At 29.4% G+C, this 22,394-nt stretch carries 22 protein-coding genes and 1 other annotated feature; of the genes, 13 read left to right on the top strand and 9 right to left on the bottom strand.

What is annotated here, in order from left to right; genetic code table 11:
- Both B5E92_RS04710 and B5E92_RS04705 read left to right on the top strand, forming a co-directional pair.
- Positions 1-1,521: an ATP-binding protein gene (locus B5E92_RS04710; protein ID WP_087299704.1), complete on the top strand. Its 1,521-nt coding sequence runs from the start codon at positions 1-3 to the stop codon at positions 1,519-1,521.
- A 16-nt stretch (positions 1,522-1,537) separates the two neighbouring features.
- A complete protein-coding gene (locus B5E92_RS04705) occupies positions 1,538-2,218 on the top strand; it encodes a response regulator transcription factor (RefSeq protein ID WP_087299702.1) in 681 nt (226 codons plus the stop codon).
- An 81-nt stretch (positions 2,219-2,299) separates the two neighbouring features.
- Here the strand turns inward: B5E92_RS04705 and B5E92_RS04700 are convergent, their stop codons facing one another.
- Complete coding sequence (locus B5E92_RS04700; protein ID WP_087299700.1) at positions 2,300-4,216, bottom strand: transcription antiterminator; 1,917 nt, start codon at positions 4,214-4,216, stop codon at positions 2,300-2,302.
- A 185-nt stretch (positions 4,217-4,401) separates the two neighbouring features.
- On the opposite strand from B5E92_RS04700, the gene B5E92_RS04695 reads away from it, so the two are divergent.
- Genes B5E92_RS04695 through B5E92_RS04680 form a run of 4 tightly spaced genes read left to right on the top strand, consistent with a single transcriptional unit; the run spans position 4,402 to position 7,830 of the window.
- Positions 4,402-4,725, top strand: coding sequence for a PTS sugar transporter subunit IIB (locus B5E92_RS04695; protein ID WP_087299698.1), 324 nt, complete (start codon positions 4,402-4,404; stop codon positions 4,723-4,725).
- A 20-nt stretch (positions 4,726-4,745) separates the two neighbouring features.
- Positions 4,746-6,023, top strand: a complete 1,278-nt coding sequence (locus tag B5E92_RS04690) for a PTS sugar transporter subunit IIC (protein WP_087299696.1) — start codon at positions 4,746-4,748, stop codon at positions 6,021-6,023.
- A gap of 15 nt (positions 6,024-6,038) precedes the next feature.
- The gene (locus B5E92_RS04685) at positions 6,039-6,398 is read left to right on the top strand and encodes a PTS lactose/cellobiose transporter subunit IIA (protein WP_087299694.1); all 360 of its coding nucleotides are present in this window, start codon (positions 6,039-6,041) and stop codon (positions 6,396-6,398) included.
- Positions 6,382-7,830 carry a glycoside hydrolase family 1 protein gene (locus B5E92_RS04680; protein ID WP_087299692.1) on the top strand — a complete coding sequence of 483 codons (1,449 nt, stop codon included), beginning with the start codon at positions 6,382-6,384 and terminating at the stop codon, positions 7,828-7,830. The genes B5E92_RS04685 and B5E92_RS04680 overlap by 17 nt, the downstream gene beginning before the upstream one ends.
- Before the next feature lie 588 nt (positions 7,831-8,418).
- Here B5E92_RS04680 and B5E92_RS04675 read toward each other — a convergent pair.
- Positions 8,419-9,051 (bottom strand): hypothetical protein, encoded by a 633-nt coding sequence (locus tag B5E92_RS04675; protein ID WP_087299690.1) that lies wholly within the window; start codon positions 9,049-9,051, stop codon positions 8,419-8,421.
- Between the two features lie 384 nt (positions 9,052-9,435).
- On the opposite strand from B5E92_RS04675, the gene B5E92_RS04670 reads away from it, so the two are divergent.
- Complete coding sequence (locus B5E92_RS04670; protein WP_087299688.1) at positions 9,436-10,476, top strand: DNA recombination protein RmuC; 1,041 nt, start codon at positions 9,436-9,438, stop codon at positions 10,474-10,476.
- A gap of 61 nt (positions 10,477-10,537) precedes the next feature.
- Here the strand turns inward: B5E92_RS04670 and B5E92_RS04665 are convergent, their stop codons facing one another.
- Entirely contained in the window at positions 10,538-10,864 is a 327-nt protein-coding gene (locus B5E92_RS04665; protein WP_087299686.1) for a helix-turn-helix domain-containing protein, read from the bottom strand.
- A gap of 190 nt (positions 10,865-11,054) precedes the next feature.
- On the opposite strand from B5E92_RS04665, the gene B5E92_RS04660 reads away from it, so the two are divergent.
- Positions 11,055-11,672, top strand: a complete 618-nt coding sequence (locus tag B5E92_RS04660; RefSeq protein ID WP_087299684.1) for a hypothetical protein — start codon at positions 11,055-11,057, stop codon at positions 11,670-11,672.
- A 92-nt stretch (positions 11,673-11,764) separates the two neighbouring features.
- Here the strand turns inward: B5E92_RS04660 and B5E92_RS04655 are convergent, their stop codons facing one another.
- Complete coding sequence (locus B5E92_RS04655; protein ID WP_239406401.1) at positions 11,765-12,217, bottom strand: N-acetyltransferase; 453 nt, start codon at positions 12,215-12,217, stop codon at positions 11,765-11,767.
- A gap of 294 nt (positions 12,218-12,511) precedes the next feature.
- Here B5E92_RS04655 and B5E92_RS04650 point away from each other — a divergent pair, with 294 nt between their 5' ends.
- Complete coding sequence (locus B5E92_RS04650; protein WP_087299682.1) at positions 12,512-12,790, top strand: hypothetical protein; 279 nt, start codon at positions 12,512-12,514, stop codon at positions 12,788-12,790.
- Between the two features lie 22 nt (positions 12,791-12,812).
- Here B5E92_RS04650 and thiD read toward each other — a convergent pair whose 3' ends face one another.
- The 4 genes from thiD to thiM are packed head-to-tail and all read right to left on the bottom strand — an operon-like array spanning position 12,813 to position 15,662.
- On the bottom strand, positions 12,813-13,595 hold the full coding sequence (gene thiD / locus B5E92_RS04645; RefSeq protein ID WP_087299680.1) for a bifunctional hydroxymethylpyrimidine kinase/phosphomethylpyrimidine kinase: 783 nt from the start codon (positions 13,593-13,595) through the stop codon (positions 12,813-12,815).
- A gap of 1 nt (position 13,596) precedes the next feature.
- Entirely contained in the window at positions 13,597-14,235 is a 639-nt protein-coding gene (locus tag B5E92_RS04640; RefSeq protein WP_087299678.1) for an HAD family phosphatase, read from the bottom strand.
- Positions 14,228-14,866 carry a thiamine phosphate synthase gene (gene thiE / locus B5E92_RS04635; RefSeq protein ID WP_087299676.1) on the bottom strand — a complete coding sequence of 213 codons (639 nt, stop codon included), beginning with the start codon at positions 14,864-14,866 and terminating at the stop codon, positions 14,228-14,230. Before thiE ends, B5E92_RS04640 begins: the two co-directional genes overlap by 8 nt.
- Positions 14,853-15,662, bottom strand: coding sequence for a hydroxyethylthiazole kinase (gene thiM, locus B5E92_RS04630; RefSeq protein ID WP_239406400.1), 810 nt, complete (start codon positions 15,660-15,662; stop codon positions 14,853-14,855). Before thiM ends, thiE begins: the two co-directional genes overlap by 14 nt.
- A 198-nt stretch (positions 15,663-15,860) precedes the next feature.
- On the opposite strand from thiM, the gene B5E92_RS04625 reads away from it, so the two are divergent.
- The 4 genes from B5E92_RS04625 to lysS all read left to right on the top strand — a co-directional run bounded on the left by B5E92_RS04625 (position 15,861) and on the right by lysS (position 20,950).
- Positions 15,861-17,279, top strand: a complete 1,419-nt coding sequence (locus B5E92_RS04625; protein WP_087299673.1) for an NAD(P)/FAD-dependent oxidoreductase — start codon at positions 15,861-15,863, stop codon at positions 17,277-17,279.
- Between the two features lie 211 nt (positions 17,280-17,490).
- The gene (locus tag B5E92_RS04620) at positions 17,491-18,777 is read left to right on the top strand and encodes an O-acetylhomoserine aminocarboxypropyltransferase/cysteine synthase family protein (protein WP_087299671.1); all 1,287 of its coding nucleotides are present in this window, start codon (positions 17,491-17,493) and stop codon (positions 18,775-18,777) included.
- Positions 18,778-18,901: 124 nt separating this feature from the next.
- Positions 18,902-19,147 carry a helix-hairpin-helix domain-containing protein gene (locus B5E92_RS04615; protein ID WP_087299669.1) on the top strand — a complete coding sequence of 82 codons (246 nt, stop codon included), beginning with the start codon at positions 18,902-18,904 and terminating at the stop codon, positions 19,145-19,147.
- Between the two features lie 43 nt (positions 19,148-19,190).
- Positions 19,191-19,426 (top strand) — a binding site (T-box leader).
- Between the two features lie 33 nt (positions 19,427-19,459).
- Positions 19,460-20,950, top strand: a complete 1,491-nt coding sequence (gene lysS, locus B5E92_RS04610) for a lysine--tRNA ligase (RefSeq protein ID WP_087299667.1) — start codon at positions 19,460-19,462, stop codon at positions 20,948-20,950.
- 177 nt (positions 20,951-21,127) lie between these two features.
- Here the strand turns inward: lysS and B5E92_RS04605 are convergent, their stop codons facing one another.
- Positions 21,128-22,228, bottom strand: coding sequence for a tyrosine-type recombinase/integrase (locus B5E92_RS04605; RefSeq protein ID WP_087299665.1), 1,101 nt, complete (start codon positions 22,226-22,228; stop codon positions 21,128-21,130).
- Positions 22,229-22,394 lie beyond the last annotated feature (166 nt).

Here is a 22,394-nt window from a genome sequence, read left to right as displayed (position 1 = left end):
ATGAAAGCACATTTAAAAAATGTTATTTTTTTCCTGGGAATTACAGCTTTGATGATTGTTTTGATGATTTCTCTTGATGGATTTCATGTCAATGATGAAAATATATTTCTTTTATTCGTTTTTGTTATATTGATTACTTCGATTGAAACGAGCAAGCTATATTATGGAATTATGCAGACAATTATTTTTACATTGTCATTTAATTATTTTTTAACAGCACCAAGATATACTTTTCATATTGATGATCAAAACTATTATGTCAGTTTCGTAATTTTTATTACCATTACACTGATTGTTAACTCATTGGTGTTGCAATTAAAAAAACAGATGATTTTATCAAAAAATAAAGAAAATAGAATTCGTACTCTATATGATATTACATCGTTATTTTTATACAATCATATAGACGATGATATTTATCAGATGCTTATTTCTATTTTGGACAAACATTTTCATTTTCCATTATCTATCATTACCCAAAGAAAAACATATGGCCATGTTTTAAATATTGATTCGTTTGATGAATTATTTGCATATTGTTTAGATAAAGATCAACCGATTGGTTTTAATCAGCAAGAGTTTTCTCATTTACCGTTAATTATTTTTCCGATAAAATCTAAATTAGCTGATTATGGGGTATTGGCTGTTGAAGCGGGAAATTATAACATATCACAAGAAGAGATAGATTTTCTGATTGTTGTTATCAGAGAGTTGACATTAGTACTAGATAAAGAATATATTGCAAAAAAACAAGAAGAAAGCAAGATTCAAATGGAAAAGGAAAAGTTTAAAACAGCTTTATTAAGAGGACTATCTCATGATATTAAGACACCGTTGACTTCTATTCAAAGTGGCTCAGATTTTTTATTGGAGAGTTATGATTTGATAGATGATCAATCAAAAAAAGAACTGATCCAAGATATTTATCAAGAATCATGTTTTATGAGTGATTTTGTTAGAAATCTTTTAAACTTAAGTATGTTAAGCGAAAATAAGAATATCCTTCAATATTCTAAAGAATCTATTGAAGATATTTTATTTGATGTTATTGGAAAAATAAAAAAAAGACTGTCTCATCGTACAATTGAAGTTGATCAGCAACGTGATATGATTTTAGTTGATCTTGACCCGGTACTGATTAATCAGGTCATTGTCAATATCTTAGAAAATGCTATTAAGCATACTCCTGATGGAACACATATTACTATCAATTATCATCTTGATGGTGATTGTATATTGATTGAAATCAGTGATACCGGTGGTGGTATTAAAGACAATCAGCTAGATAAGATTTTTGAGGATTTCTATTCGATTACTAAAAATCAAGATCATATGCGTAGTACAGGATTGGGCTTAAGTATTTGTAAGGCGATTGTTGAAGCACATGGTGGAAAAATATGGGCTTTCAATAATCCTCGAGGAGCAACATTTGCTTTCACTTTGCCATTAACTGCTCCTGTTAATCAAAGTAATATTCAAAGTGATGAAACTGTAATGAGTAATGAACATATAGTGAAGTAGAAATAAGGAGATTTTTATGAATAAAACAATTTTAGTTATTGAAGATGATCCAGCAATTGTTCGTCTTTTAAAGGTTGCGTTAAAAACAAATGACTATAAAGTCATTACGGCAGAAAATGGAGTTAACGGAATCTCATTGTTCTTGTCTTTAAAGCCGGATTTGATTTTATTAGATTTAGGATTGCCGGATATGGATGGAACTGAAGTATTGGCACAGATTCGTGAAATTGATCAAGTACCAGTGATTATTGTATCAGCACGAGGACGTGAGAAAGAAAAAGTTGAGGCACTTGATTCTGGTGCGGATGATTATATTACAAAGCCATTTAATGTTGGAGAGTTAATGGCACGAATGAGAGTCTGTTTCCGTAAATCAAAAAGAGATACGGCATCACAATGTTTTTGTTATAAGGGCTTGTCTGTAGATTTTAATAAATATAAAGTAACACTAGATGGTCATGATATTCATCTAACCCCTAATGAATTTAAAATTCTCAAACTGTTTATTGAAAATCAAGGCAAAGTATTGACACATCGTTATATTCAAAAACAGATTTGGGGGTATACTAGTGAAGATGAGTATCAGTCTTTACGCGTTTATATTACAACCTTACGTAGAAAAATAGAAAAAAATCCATCTTCACCACAATACATTTTTACTGAAGTAGGTATTGGTTATCGTTTTTCAGATGAATAAAAATGGATGTTTTTTCACAAATAGTTTTATCATTGAATGAATGGATATATGTAAAAATGGATCTCATAGATGGGATCCATTTTATTCATTATCAAATTTTAAATAATTCTTTATGATAATAGATTTGAAGTTTTTCAAGTTTTTACATTTTTTTATTTCTGAGATAACGATATCATTGTTAAACAAAGAAATCAATGTTTCGTATAGTTCGTGAAAATGTTTACTGTCAATTTTATTAAAAGCAATCATAAAGACAACGTTTACATAATGTTTATTTCCCCAATCTATACCTTTGGGACTGATGACAACACCGATACTAGTTTTGTAGGCACTCATTTTCATCGGATGAGGAATTGCAATGTTCATAAAAGCAGTGGAACTAGTGATTTCTCTTTTCCATACTTCTTCTTGAAAATTATCAGCGACATAGCCTAGATTAATCATTTTCTGTGATAATTCATTAATTACTGTTGTTTTAGAAACATCGCTATCTTGTATATAAAATAGATTTTCACTGAAATAGAAATTGAGATTATTAGTGAGTATTTCACTTTTTTTCTTTGCTCTGATTTTGGTAATGGCATCAATAATTTTGTTTTTATCATAACCCATTGATAATGGTGGTAATAACAACGTTAAATACTGTGAAGAAGGAGTGACAGGTATTGTTGTTATAAGTAAATCAAAGTGACTATCCCGTATTTCATTTTCAAATGATATGGTTTTAATAATGGTTAATTGATCACCAAAATCCATCATTAGTTTTTCATATAAAGTGCTAGTTAAATTCAGATATTCAGGACATAACAGACAGCAGGAAACTTTAGTTTCCTCTTTTTTTTGTCTTTCAATTTCGGTGCCAACATGTAAGGTAATAAAAGCAATTTCATCTTCACTGATATTTTCATGGAATGATTGCATCAGCTGATAAGCAATAAAAGTTGAAATATCATATATTGTTGGACAAGATAATTTGATTGATTCTAGCATAGGATTTTTTAATATAGTATTTTGAGTAAGTCTGTTTTTTAAATTTTTTAAATGCAAAACAAATGGTGCTATAAACGTATCTGTATCAAGATTTACTAGAAAATGCTGATCAACTTTTTTGATGATTTGTTTAGTCATTTCAATGATTTCACTAGGAACTAATAGAGGTATATTTTCAATTTTATGATTAAGATCATTAACCTTATTTTTTAAAAGAATATAGATTTCAAGAATCTCAGTTTCATTGAAAGTAACATCGAAAGTTTGTTGTAAAACATCACATAATTCCTGTATCATTTTTTCGTCATTTTTATTTCCTGATAAATTTAATGATTTATCATCGATAATATGATTGCCATGATGAATACGGTTGACCATAATCGTAACATGTAAAACAAAATTAACACATGAAAAATCATTAATATAATAGTTATATTTTTTACAGATATCTTTGATTAGAGAAAAAAGATATTCTAAATCATAATCAGGAAAACTTTCTTGTAAAAAAGTGAGATTGAGAAAATTACCGCAGACTTCTTCGGAAATAACAAGACTAATTAGTTTTCGCTTGTCATGCTCATTTCCTTCGATATGCAGTTTATTATTTTCGCTAGATAAAGCTATATTTAATCTGGCAAGTGATGTATTCATCTTGTGCAAATCTTTTTTTAAGGTGCTGTAACTAATAAATAGTTCCTCACATAAATCAAAAATATCAATATTATCTTGCTTTTCTAAAAGCATTTTTTTAACGATATAAATATACCGGCCTTCGTAATCTTGAGGAATATCATGATTGCATTGAAGTAGAAACTTAGCTTTCTTTTTATTAATAGTATAGCCCCGATTACTGGATGAGATTAAATGAGTATATGACATATTTATTTCAGCAATATAAGATTTGATCGTTCTTACTGAAAGATTAAGAACTTTAGCTAGATTGTCAGCAGTCACTTTATGATTGCTCATATATAAATAATTAATTAGCTCTTGTTGTTTTTTTCTCATATTCTCATCCTTTCATACCTAGTTTTAAATATATTATAGTCAATTTAAAATACATTTAAAACTCAAATTTTGCACGGTGCAAATGTTGGTTTTGCACTGTGCAAAGTGTTAGTTGAGGGGATTTATACAAAATGATTTAATAAAAGCATCAAAACAAGAAATCAAGAAAAAGGGAGGAAAACAAAATGAAACAAATGCATATATTTCTTTGTTGTGGCGGAGGATTATCATCAGGCTTTTTAGCTCAAAAGGCAAGAGCAGCTGCAAAAAAAGGAAAAATCAATGCGACTATTGAAGCGAAAAGTGAAAGTGAAGTAGTCCAGTATTTACCCAAAATGGATATTTTATGTATTGGACCACATTATGAATTTAGATTGGAGGCTTTTCAAGATATGGCAGCCCCATATGATATACCAGTTATTGTGATTCCAGAAGAAATATATTCTATGCTAGATGGTAAAGCCTTACTTGAACTAGCTTTATCTAAAATCGAAAAAGTAAAAAATTAATCATGATAGGAGTGAAAAAAATGACAGGAATAATGAATTGGTTTACCAATAAATTGGCACCAGGTATGCAAAAAATCTTCAGTAATCCATGGATTGCTGCCGTAGCTAGTGCAATGCAGAAAATTTTACCATTTATTTTAGTTGGTTCAGTTGTATCTATATACAACGTCTTTGTTCGTTACATACCATCATTACCAGACTTGAGTTTTGTCAACACATTTAGTTTTGGGATGATGTCTTTAATCGTTGCTTTTATGGTTACCTATTTTGGTATGGTTGAATTAGATCATCCAAAATATACCATTACAGCAGGATTAACTTCTTTAACAGTATTTTTGATGGCTTTATGTCCAACTATGGCAACCTTGCTACAAAATACTACAACAGGGAAAACAGAGCTGACATTTACTGATATTAATTTTTTAGGTGGTTCGGGTTTGTTTGTTGCAATTATTGTCGGCCTTGTTGTAATGCTAATATTTCATTTATATGCAAAATTACATGTTTTAGAAGATAGTGCTACATTACCGGATTTTGTTTGTGAATGGATTAATAATATTGTGCCGATGACAGTGATTTATCTGCTTTTTGGCATTACAGTTTTTATTATTGGTTTTGATTTAGTTGAGTTCATTAACTATATATTCCAGCCAGTTGTCAATCTTGGACAATCGTTACCAGGATTTGTCGTAATTTGTTTCTTATATGTGTTGCTTTATTCTGTGGGTATTTCAGCATGGTCATTAAATGCAATTGTTAAACCGATTTTGATGGCAGGAATTGCGGCTAATGCAGAAATGGCTCTAGCTGGAGGAAACCCAATTTATATTGTTACGACAGAAACAATTTTTACAACAGCTTTAGTGGCAATGGGAGGTTTAGGAGCAACCTTGCCTTTAAATATCTTAATGATTTTTAAATGCAAATCAAAGAAGTTGAAAACAATGGGAAAGATTTGTATTGCACCATCAATTTTCAATATCAACGAACCACTTGTTTATGGTGCACCAATAGTTTTTAATCCATTGTTGATGATTCCAATGTGGATTAATTCGATTGTTGGACCATTAATCGTATGGTTTATCATGAAAGCTGGAATGCTAAATATTCCTGCAGGAGTTAACAATATTTCACGTATTCCTGCGCCAATATGTACATGGTTGACAACAGATGATTTACGGGCATTTATTTGGTTTTTTATCTTGTTTATTATCTATACAATTATCTGGTACCCATTTTTAATGAAATATGATCACCAGCTGATTAAAGAAGAACAGGAAAAAAACAAATGTATTTAATAGGAGGGATAAGTAGTGGAAGAAAAGAATCTTTTAATGTCTACGGCAATGAAAATAATTTTAAATGCAGGAAATGCACGTACAAAGGCTGATGAAGCATTAACTTTGATTAATGATTTTCACTTTCATCAAGCTCATGTAAAAATTTTAGAAGCAAGAGAAGACATAAAAAAAGCACATCAAGTTCAGACCGAAATTATTCAAAATGAAGCCGCAGGTCAAACTTATCAACCATGTTTATTATTTACTCATGCTCAAGATACATTGATGACAATCATGAGCGAAGTCAATTTGATTGAAAAGATGATTATGCTATTTGAAACGCTCTATCAGATAAAAGCCGAAAAGGAGAATAGCAATGTTACTGACAGATAAATATCAACAACAAAATATAAATCAGTTTCCTTCTCATTTTTTATGGGGTGCTGCAATCAGTGCTAAACAGGCAGAAGGGGGAGATGATCGTGGTTTAACTGTAGCAGATTTGCAGAATTATGATCCTGAAGATAAGACAAAAGTTAAAGGTGATTTAAATAGAGAGGGAATTTTAGATCGTATTGAACATCCAGATCAATATATTTTTCCAAAGATGATTGGTATTGAATTTTATCATCGTTATCGTGAAGATTTAAAGATGTTAAAAGAAATGGGAATTAACTGTTTTCGTTTTTCTATTAGTTGGGCGCGTATTTTTCCTGATGGAATAGATGGCGAACCAAGTGAAAAAGGATTACATTTTTATGATAAAATATTTGATTTATTGACAGAAATGAATATCGTTCCTATTGTTACTCTTTATCATGATGATATGCCAGTTGATATAGCATTAAATTATAATGGTTTTTTAAGTGAAAAGGTGGTCAATAGTTTTATTGATTATGCAACTCTTATCATGAAAAGATATAAAGATAGAGTGAAGTATTGGATTCCTGTCAATCAGATTAATTTAACTCGCATAGGTTTAAGTTCATTAGGGATTGTTAAAGATACCGTTACCAATTTAGAACAGAAAAAATACCAGGCTGTCCATAATAAATTTATTGCCTGTGCCAAAATCAAAGAAATTGGTAATAAAATAAATAAAGATTTCCAATTTGGTTGTATGCTGGCAGATTTTTTGGTGACACCTATGACTTGTCAGCCTGAAGATGTTCTTTTTGCAACCAAAAAAAATCAAATGACAATGTATTTTTATGCAGATGTACAATTAAGAGGAGAATATCCTGGATATGCTATTCATTATTTTCATGAAAATAACATACCTATATACACAAAAGAAGATGATTTATTGTTAATAAAAAATAACACTTTGGACTTTTTAGCAATCAGTTACTATAATTCTAATGTTGTCAGTTATAAAAATAATACACTAGCAATCGGTGATGCCCAACAGAATCCATATTTAAAAGCTAATCCATGGGGGTGGACAATCAATCCGCTTGGTTTATATGATTGTTTCTTAAAATATTGGGATCGTTATCAAAAACCGTTGATGATTGCTGAAAATGGAATAGGACAAATTGAAAAACTAGAGAATTATACTGTTCACGACGAATATCGGATAGATTATCTTCGTAAACATATTATGTCTTTAAAACGAGCGATAGATGATGGGGTAGAAGTATTTGCTTATTGTGCTTGGTCACCAATTGATATGGTTTCATCAGGAACAAGTGAAATGAAAAAAAGATATGGTTTTATTTATAATGATCAAGATGACTACGGTAATGGTAGTCATCAAAGATATAAAAAAGATTCGTTTACGTGGTATCAAAAAGTGATAAAAAGCAACGGAACTAATCTTTGATATAAATGAAATATAAAATTTTATATACCAAATATATTTTTATAATCTTTTAAAATATTGACAAAATATAGGGCTACAAAGAAACCTAATATTTTATATTAGGTTTCTAAAGCTCTTTTCATTTGGATTTTTTGTTGGATTTCGATAAGCTTATCCATTTTTCTAGCATTGGCGCATAAATAATGATAAAAAATATTACTAATAGTACCATGTGAAAATATGCTAATTAGGTTATCATTTATTGTGGTTAATTATAATTACTAAAAGACAAATAAAGTAAAAAAGATAAGTTTACTGTTAGAAGCTATAAAATAATTTTGTGGCAAGTACAATATTGCCTTACAATCATGGTTTTCTTTAGTATATGGTAATAACAAAAAGATAACTGTTGAAGAATTGAGTTTAATTATTGCTATTAATAAATATAAACATATGGGCATTTTTTAAATTGATTTTATCCATTTTAACGAAAAAGGATAGTCAATATAAAATCAACCATCCTATATTTTAAATATTGTATTTTTCATATGATAATTTATCACTCTATCTTACATTATTAAAAAAATACTATTTTAGAATGTAAATATATTATTCTAAAATTTTAAAATCTATAGCTGGACGGTTAAACTTAGTAGCTTTTTCATAAGAATATCCATAACCGTTAGCTCCGATAAACTCTGTAATATCTCCTGACTTAGAAGAATCATTAAAAATCTGAGTTAATTCATCGATATCATATGTAGTATATCCTATTTTTTTTGCAATCAAATTTGATACATCTAATAAAATTTCTACTTCTTCAGATTCTATTTCTACTTTAGAATACCTACCATTTTGACTATCGATAAAAAACGCAATTGCATTTCCAATATTTTGTTTATCTTGAGCAGCTTCATCTTGATAAACATATATTAAATCATTTCCACGAGAAGAATCTGTGATAAATTGTAAATTTAAGCTATATGTTTCATTAATTTGATTAATAATTGTTTCAATTTCATTTGGTGCTTCAGATGTTATTGAAGAAACATCGACATATTGATAGTCATCTTTTGACTCATTGGTTATTGTATCTGTTGATGGTGTTTCTGAAGATGTTGTATCGCTAGTATCTTTAGTTGGTTCAATATTGTTATTATTAGAGCCCTTAGAACTACAACCGCTTATCATAAAAGTTAGTAATAAAGTACTTATAAATAGTAAATTAATTTTTCTTTTCATAATAATTTCCCCTTCTTTAGAATTATTTTTAGTTATATGATTTGTCTTATAATAACCTAAATTTTTATATATTTTTTGATATCTTCTAAATAAAAATTATACTATTATATCTTCAAAACTCAAGTAGCATAGTGATGTTATCCTATTAACTTTTAAAAATTCTATTGATAAAAAATGATTTATTGCAAAATAAATATATTTTGATAACTAATGTAGAATATCGTTTGTAGATTGATATTTTTGATAATCTTACATTTTTTTGATTTCGAGACAAGGATCTCCTTTTCTAGACATTTGTATTAATATAACTTATACTTTTGATAGTGTTTTTATTAATTAAAACTTATATAGCAAGTTTTATATATTGATAAAGGAGATAATAAGATGAATGAATTACTAATACTAATTGGAATCATAATAATTTTAATCTTAGTAATTATTATGTTCTATCAATTAACAAAGACAACACAAAAAATGCAGCAACAGCAATTAATGTTAACACAAAAAGATGATACAATTAATCAAATTACAACAATTCTTAATTCTCAAAACGAAACCATTAAACTTTTAAATCAACAAAATCAAAAAAGTTTAGGAAATGATGAACGTTTTGGAGAACGATTAAAAAATGTAAACGAAAGTGTTCAAAGTTTATTGAAAGAATCATCACTGTCTTTTCAAAAAGTAGCAGATATTGCTAATCGAATTAATGATATTAATGATATTATGATAAACAAAAAATCTCGTGGTAATTGGGGTGAATACCAATTAAATAATTTATTAAGTGTTTACGCCGGAGATAACCAGGAAATATTTGAAACACAGTACAAACTTAAAAATGGATATATTGGAGATGTTGCTTTACATTTACCAGGTACAGATAAGATAATGATTATTGATTCTAAGTTTCCATTAGAAAATTATCAAAAATTTATTGATGAAGATGTATTAGAAGGGGAACGGTTAAAATACGAAGCAGCATTTAGACAGGATATAAAAAAACACATAAACGATATTTCTAAAAAATATATTAGTGTTCAAACAGTTGAAAATGCAGTAATGTTTATTCCTAGTGAAGCTATTTATATGTATATATGTGGTAATTGTGCTAACTTAATTCAATACGCTCATAGTAAGCATGTCTTAATTACATGTCCAACAACATTAATTGGGGTTGTTTTTACATTGATTAATGTTACTAAAGATTTTAATCGTAGCAAACATATTAAAACTTTGGAAAAAGATATTGTAGCAATGTATGAAGATGTTACTAGATTGACAGAGCGTTTAGATAATGTTGATCAAGCAATTATTAGAGTACAAAAATTATTTAAAGATGTTCGGATTTCTGCAGAAAAAATAGGTAAAAGAATTATAAAAATTCATGATGGATATGAACCTGAAACTGTCGAGGATAAAGATTAAGTAATAACTACAAATAAAAAGTTATAAGCCAGTGTAAGTAATTAACAAGCACTGGCTTTTTTTAATCTAAAGATTTTTTGTATTGATTACCCCATTGTTCCATTACCACAATAACCGGACGCATTGATTCGCCTAGTTCGCTTAAGCTGTACTCAACTCTAGGAGGTACTTCTGGATAAGCGGTTCTAATGACAATACCATCATTAACCATTGATTTTAAACTTGCTGTTAATACCTTTTGTGAAATACCAGGTAAAGATTTTCGCAGTTCATTATAACGCTTTGTACCAGTTAGTAAATCTCGTAAAATAAGTAATTTCCATTTGCTACCAATTAATTGTACAGTAGTTGCTACTGGACATTCAGGCATATTTTCTTTTTTTAACATAATTATTCTCCTATATGGTATATATGTTAGTAGTAAAATAATATATATTTATATTATAATTATTATCTAGATTTGAAACAATAATTATAAATAGAAACATAATAATGCCATTTCTTACCAAAAAGTGCCTACTTGTTAAAGAAGAAAAAGCCTTTAAAATAATAATTGAATATAAAGAAAGGGTGTAATTATGAATAATATAAATTTAGATATTGATAATTTTGAACCAGTAAATACTAAAATAGAAAAGATAAATATTGATAATAAACAAGTATTAAAAGTGGTTAAAGCTAAAAAAATTATGGAATTTGATGAAAATACTTATGCTAAACTACTAGGATTATCGTTTCATAATGGAATTATTGAAGTAAAAATGTTAAGTCGTCTTTTGAAAGATGCTCCTGATTTTGCACGTGGGTTTATTGGTATTGCTTTTAGAATTAATGAAGATGATTCTGCTTTTGAATCATTTTATCTTAGACCAACTAATGGTCGAATTGATGATCCAGTAAGAAAAAATCGAGGTTGTCAGTATTTTTCATATCCTAAATATACATTTGCTTATTTTAGAAATAAAAATATTACTGATTATGAAGGACCGGCAGATATTGGGTTAAATGAGTGGATTAGTTTAAAAGCTGTTATCGAAAATGAACAAGCTAAATTTTATCTAAATGATAGTAAAGAGCCGGTTTTGGTTGTTAATAATATGAAACATGGTGTTGGTAAACATGGAGCAATTGGTTTTTTTGTGGATGTTGGAACCGAAGCATATTTTATGGATTTAAAAATAACATGTAGTGATTAAATGGATATTATTAATTATTTAAAAAATGTACGATTATCGTACATTTTTTAAATAAAGAGCTATTATGAGCATTTTGTTGCTTATAATAGTTTTTATAAGGTTTTTTCCATCATTATTTTCAATGGTGTTAAACCACATTTTTCATAAAATTTCATTGCTGATTCATTTAAACACCAAACATTCAAGGTAATATGATAACAATCATGTTCTTTAGCAAAGCTAACAACGTGTTCATATAGTTTAGTACCAATATGTTGACCGCGATAATTTTCATCAACACATAAATCATCAATGTATAAAGTTATTTTGTTACCATAATTGTTTTGAAAGATACAAAAAGCATATCCTAAAACTTTTTGCTTTTCATCGGTATAAACAAAAATAGGGCGACTATTATCATTGATGATTGCTAAAAGCTGCTCATCATTATATTTTTTACCCCCATGTTTAAATAAATCTGGTCTTCCATCAGCGTGAACATTATTCACTTGATACAAAAGATTGTTAATTCCGTTAATGTCATTTTCTTGAGCTCTTCTTATCATAATCACACCTCACTTGAATTTATTATATAAAAAGACTAACATATTTACAAATCTTAATAAAAATATTAGTCAGTTTAATAGTATTACTGCAATTTAAAATAAAAAAGAATTTGATAATGAAGAGATACAGTTTTAATAACCAATCTAGTTGCTTATCTATTAATCAATAGAATCGATAATATTTATTGAATTAAATAGACATATGGTTGGGAATTTTTATAGGATCAGTTTTTGGTTTACAATTTTGTCTATTATTTGATAATGATGGTATAATTATATTAAGGAGGAATTATTATGGCCTTATTTGATAATTTAAGTAAGAAAGCAGTAAAGTTAACAGAAAAAACAATCGAGAAATCATCGGAATTGGCTGATACAGCTAAAACTAAGTTAAGTATAAAAAGTGCTGAAGCTGATATGGATGAACAATTTATTAAATTGGGAAAAATTTACTACGATATTATGTTAAAAGACAATGTCATTGATGAAGATAGTGTCGAAATTGTTAAAGAAATCGAAAGATTACAAGAAAAAATTGATAATTTAAAGCAAAATTTGAATAATAACGAATAAGAACACTAGATATATAGTGTTCTTATTTTATGTTCCAACAATGATTTAAAGGACCACTACCATGGCCTAAATCTAAATTATCTTTTAAAGCGCCAGTTAAATAATCTTTTGCCTGCGTTACGCTATCTTCAACACAATATCCTAGTGCTAAATTTGATGCGATAGCGGATGAAAGAGTACATCCAGTACCATGTGTATTAGGGTTATCAATTTTATCTCCTTTTAACCACAATATATTTTCTTGAAAATAAAGTAAATCATCAGCACGATTTTCAAAATGCCCACCTTTTATTAAAATATATCCTGAATACCATTCAGATATTTTCTTAGCAGCTGCTACCATGTCATCTTTACTAACTATTTTAATGTCGGTGAGCACAGTTGCTTCAGGAATATTAGGAGTAATTATAGTTGCTAGTGGAATAAGTTTTTCTTTTAAAATCTTTAATGCATTATCTGCAAGTAAACGTGAACCACTAGTTGCTACCATTACGGGATCAACTACTATTTTTAAGTCGTGATGTTCGCTTAATTTTTCTACAATCATTGCAATTAACTCGGGATTAGAAACCATACCAATTTTAACAGCATCAGGATAGATATCCTCAAAGACGCAGTCTAATTGTTTAGCTAAAAATTCTGGTGTAACATCCATAATATCACTAACACCCATAGTGTTTTGAGCAGTTAAAGCAGTAATTACACTCATTCCATAAACTTTGTGGGCCATCATTGTTTTTAAATCGGCTTGAATCCCCGCACCGCCTGAGCAATCAGAACCGGCAATAGTTAACACTTTTTTCATTTTAATCCTCCATTTCAGATATATTTTTAAAATATTTATCACTTATAGTACAGATTTGAGACCATTTATCTTGAACGCTTGCATCATAAACGGCCCAAACGGTAAATCCAGCTTGTTTTGCTGATAAGATTGCATGAAAAGCATCTTCAATTACAATACATTCACTTGGTTTTAAATTTAACTGATTAGCTGCAAAATGATAGATTGTACCATTTTGTTTATCTAAATCAGTTTGTTCACTAGTAATGATTTTGGTAAACAATTCTGATAAGGAATATTTGTCTAAAATTGCATTAGTAATTTCTAAAGTATTAGCAGTTAACAAGCATAATTTCTGTTGTTTTTTTATACATCTAATTAAAAAATCTTTAGCACCTGGTTTTAATTTAGCTTCAGTTAAGTAGCGTTGTTTAAGTAATGTATTTATTTCTTGATAGATTTGTTTAGGAGTTTGATTTAAAGAATATTCGTTAATTATATATTTGATAGCTTGATTAATCGATAACGGTGCTAAAATCTTATCTAAATCTTTTTTGGGGATAATATTTTTAGAAAGTAAATAACGACTTCCTATATCATTCCAAATAAACATTGAATCAAGCAAAGTACCATCTAAATCAACTATATAACCTTTAATCATAAATAATCTGAGCCTTCTTTTTTAATTTTGAAGCTGCTTCACTAATATTGGTAGCTGCCATAATTGCAGATACAACAGCGATTCCCGCTAAATTACAGTTTTTTAAAGATAAACAATTATCATAGTTGATACCACCAATAGCAACAACTGGAATATTAATGTTTGTTGTTATTGTTTGTAACTTTTCAATGCTAAGATTAGTAGTATTATCTTTTGTAGTTGTTGAAAACATAGCTCCTGCTCCTAAATAAGTTGCTCCAGCATTTTTGGCAGCAATAGCTTCATCTAGATTATGAACAGAAACCCCTAAGATTTTATTAGGACCAATTTTTTGACGAACCAAATTAGCTGGCAAATCATCTTGACCGATATGTATTCCATCACTATCAACAGCTAAAGCTACTTCTAAATTGTCGTTGATTATAAAAGGAACCTTGTATTTATGACAAACTTGTTTAACTTTTTTGGCCAGCTTGATAAAAGATTCATTATCAATGTTCTTTTCACGAAGCTGAACCATTGTAACACCGCCTAAAATTGCTTTTTCTACATCATCTTCTAGGTTGCGATTAGCTAACCAATGCCTGTCAGTGACTAAATATAAGTTTAATTGTTCTTTAGTAAAGTTCAATTTTTACACCTGCCTTTAATTTTGGAAAAGTAATTGTACTTAATGCATCAATTAAATATACTTTAAAACTGCCCGTACCTAAGTCTTGATTACGAATTTTTTGATCAGCAATTTCTCCACAATATCCCATTAAAGCAGTAGTATAGGCTGTAGTTTCTAAAATATCATTTTGCCCTACAGCAACAAAGGCACCTAATATAGCCGAAAGCATACAGCCAGTACCGCTTATTTTGCTCATAGTTGAACAGCCGTTTTTAATTACAAATGCTTTATTAGCATCAGCAACAATATCAATTTCGCCAGTAATTGAAATAATGGCTCCAGTTTCTTGGCTAAACATTTTAGCAAAATTAATAGTTTCTTTTAAATTTGATTCAGTAACAAGATCATTAATATTAGCATCAATAGCACTACTGGTAGTAAAGTTTTTAGCTAAAGTTTTGATTTCTGAAATATTACCACGAATAACTGCAAAATTGATTTCACTTAATAATTTTTTAGCAGCTTCTTTTCTGAATATACTAGCTCCTACACCAACTGGATCCAAAATAACAGGATGATTAAGGTGATTGGCCATTTTACCAGCTTTGCTCATCGCGATAATTTTATTTTCACTAAGGGTACCAAGATTGATAACTAAAGAATTACTAATGGTCGTAATTTCAACCACTTCATTAGGATCATCTGCCATTATTGGGCTGCCACCAGTAGCAAGAATTGCATTAGCACAATCATTAACAGTAACATAATTAGTAATACAATGAACAATAGGGTTACGAAACTTAACTTCCTTCATTACATTCTCATACATTTTTTTACTCACTTTCAAATTAATATGTTAGTTGTTTATATCATATCATTTTATTGTTAGTTAGACAATTAAGCGATTATTACTATATTTTTTGTTAATAATTAAAAAGTATAGTTGCTTATAATTGAATTTTCTTGTATAATCTATTGGGTTGGCAAAAAACCTAGAATGGAGCGATTATAAATGAAAGATAGTTATGATGTCATAGTTGTTGGGGCTGGACCGGCAGGAATTATGGCTTGTTATGAATTGTATTTAAAGCAGCCCGATTTAAGTGTGTTATTAGTTGATAAAGGACGCGACGTAATGGATAGACGTTGTCCAATTAAAGAAAAAAAGATTAAAGCGTGTCCAATAATTAAAGATAATGAACCTGGATGCTTACCAGCTTGTTCAATTACTTCTGGTTTTGGAGGTGCTGGAGCATATTCAGATGGAAAATTTAATATTACAAGTGAATTTGGTGGCTGGTTAACTGACTACCTTTCAACAGATGAAGTTGAAGATATTATCAATTATGTTGATGATTTATATTTACACCATGGAGCTACTAAGGAAATTACTGATCCAACTACTGATAAAGTAAAAGAAATCGAACATCGCGGATATGCAGTAGGATTAAAATTATTACGTGCTAAAGTTCGTCATTTAGGAACAGAAGAGAATTTAAGAATTATGACAGAAATGTCTAATGAATTAAAGAAACATATTGATATGGCTTTTGCTACTACAGTTAAAGAAGTTGTTGTAGAAAATAACCAAGCTACTGGAATTATATTAGAAAACGGACAAGAAATTAAAGGTAAAAAGATTGTTTTAGCACCTGGTCGTGATGGTTCTGCCTGGTTAACAAAAGTTTTAAAACAACATGGAATTGAATTATATAATAATCAAGTAGATATTGGAGTTCGTGTTGAAACAAGTAATATTGTTATGAACGAAATTAATGAAAATTTATATGAAGGTAAATTCGTTTATAATGCTAGTGTGGGAACTCGAGTAAGAACATTCTGCTCAAACCCATCTGGTCATGTTGTTATTGAAAATCACAGTGGAACAATGTTAGCTAATGGACATGCATATCATGATCCAAAATTAGGAAGTAAAAATACTAACTTTGCATTATTAGTTTCTCATACTTTTAGTGAACCATTTAATGAACCTAATGAGTTTGCTCACGAAGTAAGTCGTTTAGCTAATAAATTATCTAATGGTTCTGTAATTGTACAAAGATATGGTGATATTAAAAGAGGACGCCGTACTACTGAAAAACGTTTAAAAGAAGGGTATACAGTACCTACACTTGCTGAGGCAGTACCTGGTGATTTAGGATTAGTATTACCATACAATACTATGAAATCAATTATTGAAATGATTGAAGCATTAGATAATGTTACTCCAGGAATTGCTAATGAGCATACATTATTATATGGAGTAGAAGCTAAATTCTATTCTGCAAGACCTAAAGTAAGAGAAGGTTTTGAATGTGAAATTGATAATTTATATGTTGCTGGTGATGGAGCTGGTTTAACTAGAGGATTAGCTCAAGCTGGTGCTAATGGTATTATTGTAGCACGTCATATTATTGATCATATTAAATAAGTCTTACACTTTTAGTAAGACTTTTTTTGTTTTACGATATTTATTGACAAGGATAATGATATTCTCTATACTTAATTCATACTAAAATAGTATGAATAGAGGTGGGAAGATGAGTTTTGAACTGTTAAAACAGTTAAGACATAACTTTAGAAATGGACGAATGTGTTGTTTTGTATAAATCTAAAAGAAAAGTAAAAAAGGGGATATAATAATGAATAAAAAAGAATTAAGATTTGAAACAAAACAATTACATATTGGACAAGAAACACCTGACATTGCAACAGGTGCACGGGCTGTTCCGATTTATCAAACAACGTCATATGTTTTTAAAGATTGTAAGCAGGCTGAAGAGCGCTTTAGTTTAAGTGATGCTGGTAATATTTATGGTCGCTTAACTAACAGTACTCAAGAGGTACTAGAAAATCGAATCGCTGCTTTAGAAGGAGGGGTTGGTGCATTAGCGGTAGCTTCTGGTGCTGCCGCAATAACTTATGCTCTAATATCTTTAACTCAGGCAGGTGATCATATAGTTGCCGCCAAACAAATCTATGGGGGCTCATATAATTTATTAGCACACACTTTAGTTAGTTATGGAATTACTACGACATTTGTTGATGGCGACGATCCAGAGAATTTTAAAAAAGCTTTAAAAGAAAATACTAAAGCAATTTTTATAGAAACCTTAGGTAATCCCAATTCTAGTTTGATCGATATTGAAGCCGTAGCTAAAATAGCTCATGATTTTAAAATACCATTAATTGTTGATAATACATTTGCATCGCCATATTTATTTAGACCAATTGAACATGGGTGTGATATTGTAGTTCATTCAGCAACTAAATTTATTGGTGGTCATGGTACGACCTTAGGTGGAATAATAGTTGATTCAGGTAATTTTGATTGGCGAGCTTCTGGTAAATTTCCACAATTAACAAAACCAGATGCTAGTTATCATAATGTGGTTTTTGATGAGGTTGCTGGCAATAAAGCCTATATTACAAGAATAAGAGCTATTTATCTACGTGATACTGGTGCTGCTATTTCCCCATTTAATGCATTTTTGTTATTACAGGGAGTAGAAACACTATCACTAAGAGTAGAGCGACATGTTGAAAATGCTTTAAAAATTGTAGATTATTTAAATAATCATCCATTAGTTGAAAAAGTAAATCATCCATCATTAAAAGATAGTTCATACAATCATTTATATAAGCGTTATTTTAAAAATGGTGCTGGTTCTATCTTTACTTTTGAAATTAAAGGTGGTGCTTTAGAAGCTAAGAAGTTTATTGATTCTTTAGAAATCTTTTCTTTACTAGCCAATGTCGCAGATGTAAAATCGCTAGTTATTCATCCTGCTAGTACAACTCATTCACAAATGAATGAACAAGAATTGTTGAATTCTGGAATTAAACCAAATACGATTAGATTATCAATTGGAACAGAACACATTTGTGATTTAATAGAAGATCTTGATAATGCTTTTAAACAAATTTAAATAATGAGTATAAAAAATTTATGTATGGTTATACTACTAATGTAGTTGCCAAAACCTTAAATTTCTATTGACTAAAAGCCACTATAAGTGGCTTTTATGTTACAATTAAATAGAAGGTGATTATATGGGCGAACTTAGAAAAATACCTTATGTTGGTAAAGCAACTGAAGCATCATTAAATTTAATTGGATATAACACAATTGAATCATTAAAAGGTGCTGATCCTGAAAAGATGTATCAAAAAGAATGTGAGTTACGGGATTTAGAAGTAGATCGTTGTCAGCTATATATGTATCGAATGGTTGTTTATTATGCTAATACCAAAAATCCTGATCCAGATAAATTAAAGTGGTGGTATTGGAAAGATTGATATTGACAAGCAAGATTAGATAAGTTAAGATTACAACGTATAAATAAAGGCGATGAATAGAGGAGTAATTGTATTTTGAAATTATAGAGAGTCTCGGCTGGTGGAAAGAGATAATGAATGGTACAATGAATAAAGACTAGGAGCCGTATCTAGGATACTTAAATTGATTAGATAACGTGAGCCACGTTACAGGCAAGACTATTATTAGATAGTTGATGAGGTTAATAAGGTGACTTATTAACGAATTAGGGTGGTACCACGATAGCTTTCGTCCCTTGCGGATGGAAGCTTTTTATATTTTAGGAGGAGAAAATGGAAGAAAGAAAGTTTAGTGAACAAGAATTAGTTCGCCGCGAAAAGTTAAAAGAATTAGTAGAAAAAGGAATTGATCCATTTGGTCAAAGATTTGATGTAACAGCTTATTCAAAAGAAATTAAAGAAACATATGGTGATAAAACTCATGAAGAATTAGAAGAGTTAGCTATTGAAGTTAGCGTTGCTGGAAGAATTATGACTAAACGTCGTAAAGGTAAAGTATGTTTCATGCATATTCAAGATCGTGATGGACAAATCCAATTATATATCCGTAAGGATACTGTTGGTGAAGATGTATATGAAATCATCAAAAAAGGTGATATTGGAGACATTGTAGGTGTAAAAGGAATTGTATTCATGACTAATACAGGTGAATGTTCAATTAAAGTATCTAGCTATACTCACTTAACAAAAGCTTTACGCCCATTACCAGAAAAATATCATGGTTTAACTGATGTTGAAGAACGTTATCGTCGTCGCTATGTTGATTTAATTATGAATGAAGATGCTCGTAAAATCGCATTTACAAGACCTAAAATTATTCGTTCAATTCAACATTATTTAGATAGTAAGGGATATGTAGAAGTAGAAACACCAGTATTAAATCCTATTTTAGGTGGTGCAGCTGCTCGTCCATTTATCACTCATCACAATACATTAGATATGAACTATTATTTACGTATTGCTACTGAATTATCTTTAAAAAGATTAATTGTTGGTGGTATGGATGCTGTTTATGAAATTGGACGTTTATTTAGAAATGAGGGAATGGATAGAACACATAATCCAGAATTTACAACAATTGAAGTTTATAAAGCTTTCAGTGACTTAGAAGGAATGATGGATTTAACTGAAGGAATCATTTCTAATGCAGCTAATGAAGTTTGTGGTACATATGATATTGAATATAAAGGACATAAAATTTCTTTAGCTCCTGGATTTAAACGTATTTCTATGACAGAAGCAATAAAAGAAAAAACAGGAATTGATTTTGCAGGAGATATGACTTTTGAACAAGCTAAAGAATTAGCTAAAGAACATGGTATTGAAGTAGAACCACATTATGAATATGGTCATATCATTAATGAATTCTTTGAAAAATATGTAGAAGAAACAATTGTTGATCCAACATTTGTTTATGGACATCCAGTAGAAATTTCACCATTAGCAAGAAAAAACCCTGAAGATCCACGTTTTACACAACGTTTTGAATTATTTATCTGTGGTAATGAATATGCAAATGCTTTTAATGAACTAAATGACCCAGATGATCAATATGAAAGATTTGCAAATCAGTTAAAAGAAAAAGAACTTGGAAATGACGAAGCTAATGAAATGGATTTAGATTATGTAGAAGCTTTGGAATACGGTTTACCACCAACAGGTGGAATGGGTATGGGTATTGATAGACTTGTGATGTTATTAACTGGTCAAGAATCTATCCAAGAAGTTATCTTGTTCCCTCAGATGAAACCAAGAAATAAATAGTGTTAAAATCAGGATAATTTGAATTATTTTAACCCAATAAATAATAAAAATAAAAAGCATAACTTAAACAATAATCATCTCTATAAACGAAATGATATTGAGTTTATTGTTATGCTTTTTTTATTTGACTCTCATAGCGAGATTTATGATACTGGCATACAAGTGGCATACACTATATTATAATTTATCAATATATTCAATTAAGTTCTTACGACTTTTTTCATAAATATGTGCATACGTACTTCGTAACATTTCTACACTATGCCCCAATCTATCAGCAATTAATAATTCAGAAATCACAGGATTTGACAATAAATAGCTTGCATGAGAATGTCTTAGTCCATGTACTGTTATTTTTTTAACTCCAGATTTTTTTACATCTGCATTAAACCATCTTCTAAGTGTAGCTATAGAGATATAGGTTTGATCCTTATATAAATAATAGTCTTCATTAAATCCATCCTGTTGAGAAACAATAATATATCGCCTTTTTAATTTTTCTACCAGTCTATCTGGTAATTGAATAGTTCTATTTGAACGTGAAGTTTTAGGTGATGTTATTTGTGATGTAATCGCACTTAATGATTTAGATATTCTTAATTTATTATTAATAAGATCGACATCTTTCCATTGTAAAGCACAGAATTCACCAATACGTAAACCAGTAAGAAACATAAATTCATAAATATCCCTTTTATATTCATCTTCAACGCTATTAATAAATTTGTGATATTCATCTATCTCCCAAAAGTTTTCTTCACTAGATTGCCTTTTTATAATCTTATTTGGATCTTTAGGTGGTTTAACTTTATGACATGGATTCTTTTGTAACCAGTCATGATCAACAGCATATGTGAATAAACCTGACAGGTGTAGTAAAATATTACGTGTAGATGATTCGCCATAAATTCTCCCATCATATCCATTTTGTGAAATAGCATTAATCCAACGTGTAATTTCTAATGTTGTAATATCATCAATATAACGATTACCAAAACTAGGTGATATAACATATGTTTCAAATCTCTTATAAGCCTTGAGAGTAGATAATTTAATATGATTGGGAGCATCTTTATGATACTCCTTAATCAAATCATTTAATTTTATACGAGTTGGTAAAATATTATTATATTGTTTCAAAAATTCTGCTTCCGCTAATTTTGCTGCTTTTTTACTTTTAAATCCCCTACGTTTATAATTCTTTCTTTTTCCATTTTCATCTTTCGGTAGTTTTCCATAGAATGACCATGTTCCATTACTTTCTTTTTGTTGAGCCATTACATTGCTCCTACAACAGCATTATGATAATTCTTTCTATTGATGTGATGCTGATTTCAGTTTTAAATAATTCAATTGTTCCAGTACATCATTAGTCATTGTCATAAATTATATTCTCCAGTTCTTTTAATATTATTTGATTGCTTTCTTTAACTGCCTGCTTATC

It is taken from the genome of Erysipelatoclostridium sp. An15, from assembly GCF_002160675.1.
Lineage (GTDB): Bacteria > Bacillota_I > Bacilli_A > Erysipelotrichales > Coprobacillaceae > Thomasclavelia > Thomasclavelia merdavium.
Note: the sequence above shows the minus strand (reverse complement) of the source record. Positions and strands in the feature narration are given on the sequence as shown.

Bases quoted from the DNA above. Each gene is read 5' to 3' on its own strand.
- B5E92_RS04650 (WP_087299682.1), top strand. From the start codon at position 12,512: ATGGCCTTATTTGATAATTTAAGTAAGAAAGCAGTAAAGTTAACAGAA.
- B5E92_RS04675 (WP_087299690.1), bottom strand. From the start codon at position 9,051: ATGAAAAGAAAAATTAATTTACTATTTATAAGTACTTTATTACTAACT.
- B5E92_RS04615 (WP_087299669.1), top strand. From the start codon at position 18,902: ATGGGCGAACTTAGAAAAATACCTTATGTTGGTAAAGCAACTGAAGCA.
- B5E92_RS04605 (WP_087299665.1), bottom strand. From the start codon at position 22,228: ATGGCTCAACAAAAAGAAAGTAATGGAACATGGTCATTCTATGGAAAA.
- B5E92_RS04690 (WP_087299696.1), top strand. From the start codon at position 4,746: ATGACAGGAATAATGAATTGGTTTACCAATAAATTGGCACCAGGTATG.
- thiD (WP_087299680.1), bottom strand. From the start codon at position 13,595: ATGAAAAAAGTGTTAACTATTGCCGGTTCTGATTGCTCAGGCGGTGCG.
- B5E92_RS04705 (WP_087299702.1), top strand. From the start codon at position 1,538: ATGAATAAAACAATTTTAGTTATTGAAGATGATCCAGCAATTGTTCGT.
- B5E92_RS04660 (WP_087299684.1), top strand. From the start codon at position 11,055: ATGAATAATATAAATTTAGATATTGATAATTTTGAACCAGTAAATACT.
- B5E92_RS04640 (WP_087299678.1), bottom strand. From the start codon at position 14,235: ATGATTAAAGGTTATATAGTTGATTTAGATGGTACTTTGCTTGATTCA.
- B5E92_RS04680 (WP_087299692.1), top strand. From the start codon at position 6,382: ATGTTACTGACAGATAAATATCAACAACAAAATATAAATCAGTTTCCT.
- B5E92_RS04620 (WP_087299671.1), top strand. From the start codon at position 17,491: ATGAATAAAAAAGAATTAAGATTTGAAACAAAACAATTACATATTGGA.
- thiM (WP_239406400.1), bottom strand. From the start codon at position 15,662: ATGAAGGAAGTTAAGTTTCGTAACCCTATTGTTCATTGTATTACTAAT.
- B5E92_RS04670 (WP_087299688.1), top strand. From the start codon at position 9,436: ATGAATGAATTACTAATACTAATTGGAATCATAATAATTTTAATCTTA.
- B5E92_RS04710 (WP_087299704.1), top strand. From the start codon at position 1: ATGAAAGCACATTTAAAAAATGTTATTTTTTTCCTGGGAATTACAGCT.
- lysS (WP_087299667.1), top strand. From the start codon at position 19,460: ATGGAAGAAAGAAAGTTTAGTGAACAAGAATTAGTTCGCCGCGAAAAG.
- B5E92_RS04700 (WP_087299700.1), bottom strand. From the start codon at position 4,216: ATGAGAAAAAAACAACAAGAGCTAATTAATTATTTATATATGAGCAAT.
- B5E92_RS04665 (WP_087299686.1), bottom strand. From the start codon at position 10,864: ATGTTAAAAAAAGAAAATATGCCTGAATGTCCAGTAGCAACTACTGTA.
- B5E92_RS04695 (WP_087299698.1), top strand. From the start codon at position 4,402: ATGAAACAAATGCATATATTTCTTTGTTGTGGCGGAGGATTATCATCA.
- B5E92_RS04655 (WP_239406401.1), bottom strand. From the start codon at position 12,217: ATGATAAGAAGAGCTCAAGAAAATGACATTAACGGAATTAACAATCTT.
- B5E92_RS04625 (WP_087299673.1), top strand. From the start codon at position 15,861: ATGAAAGATAGTTATGATGTCATAGTTGTTGGGGCTGGACCGGCAGGA.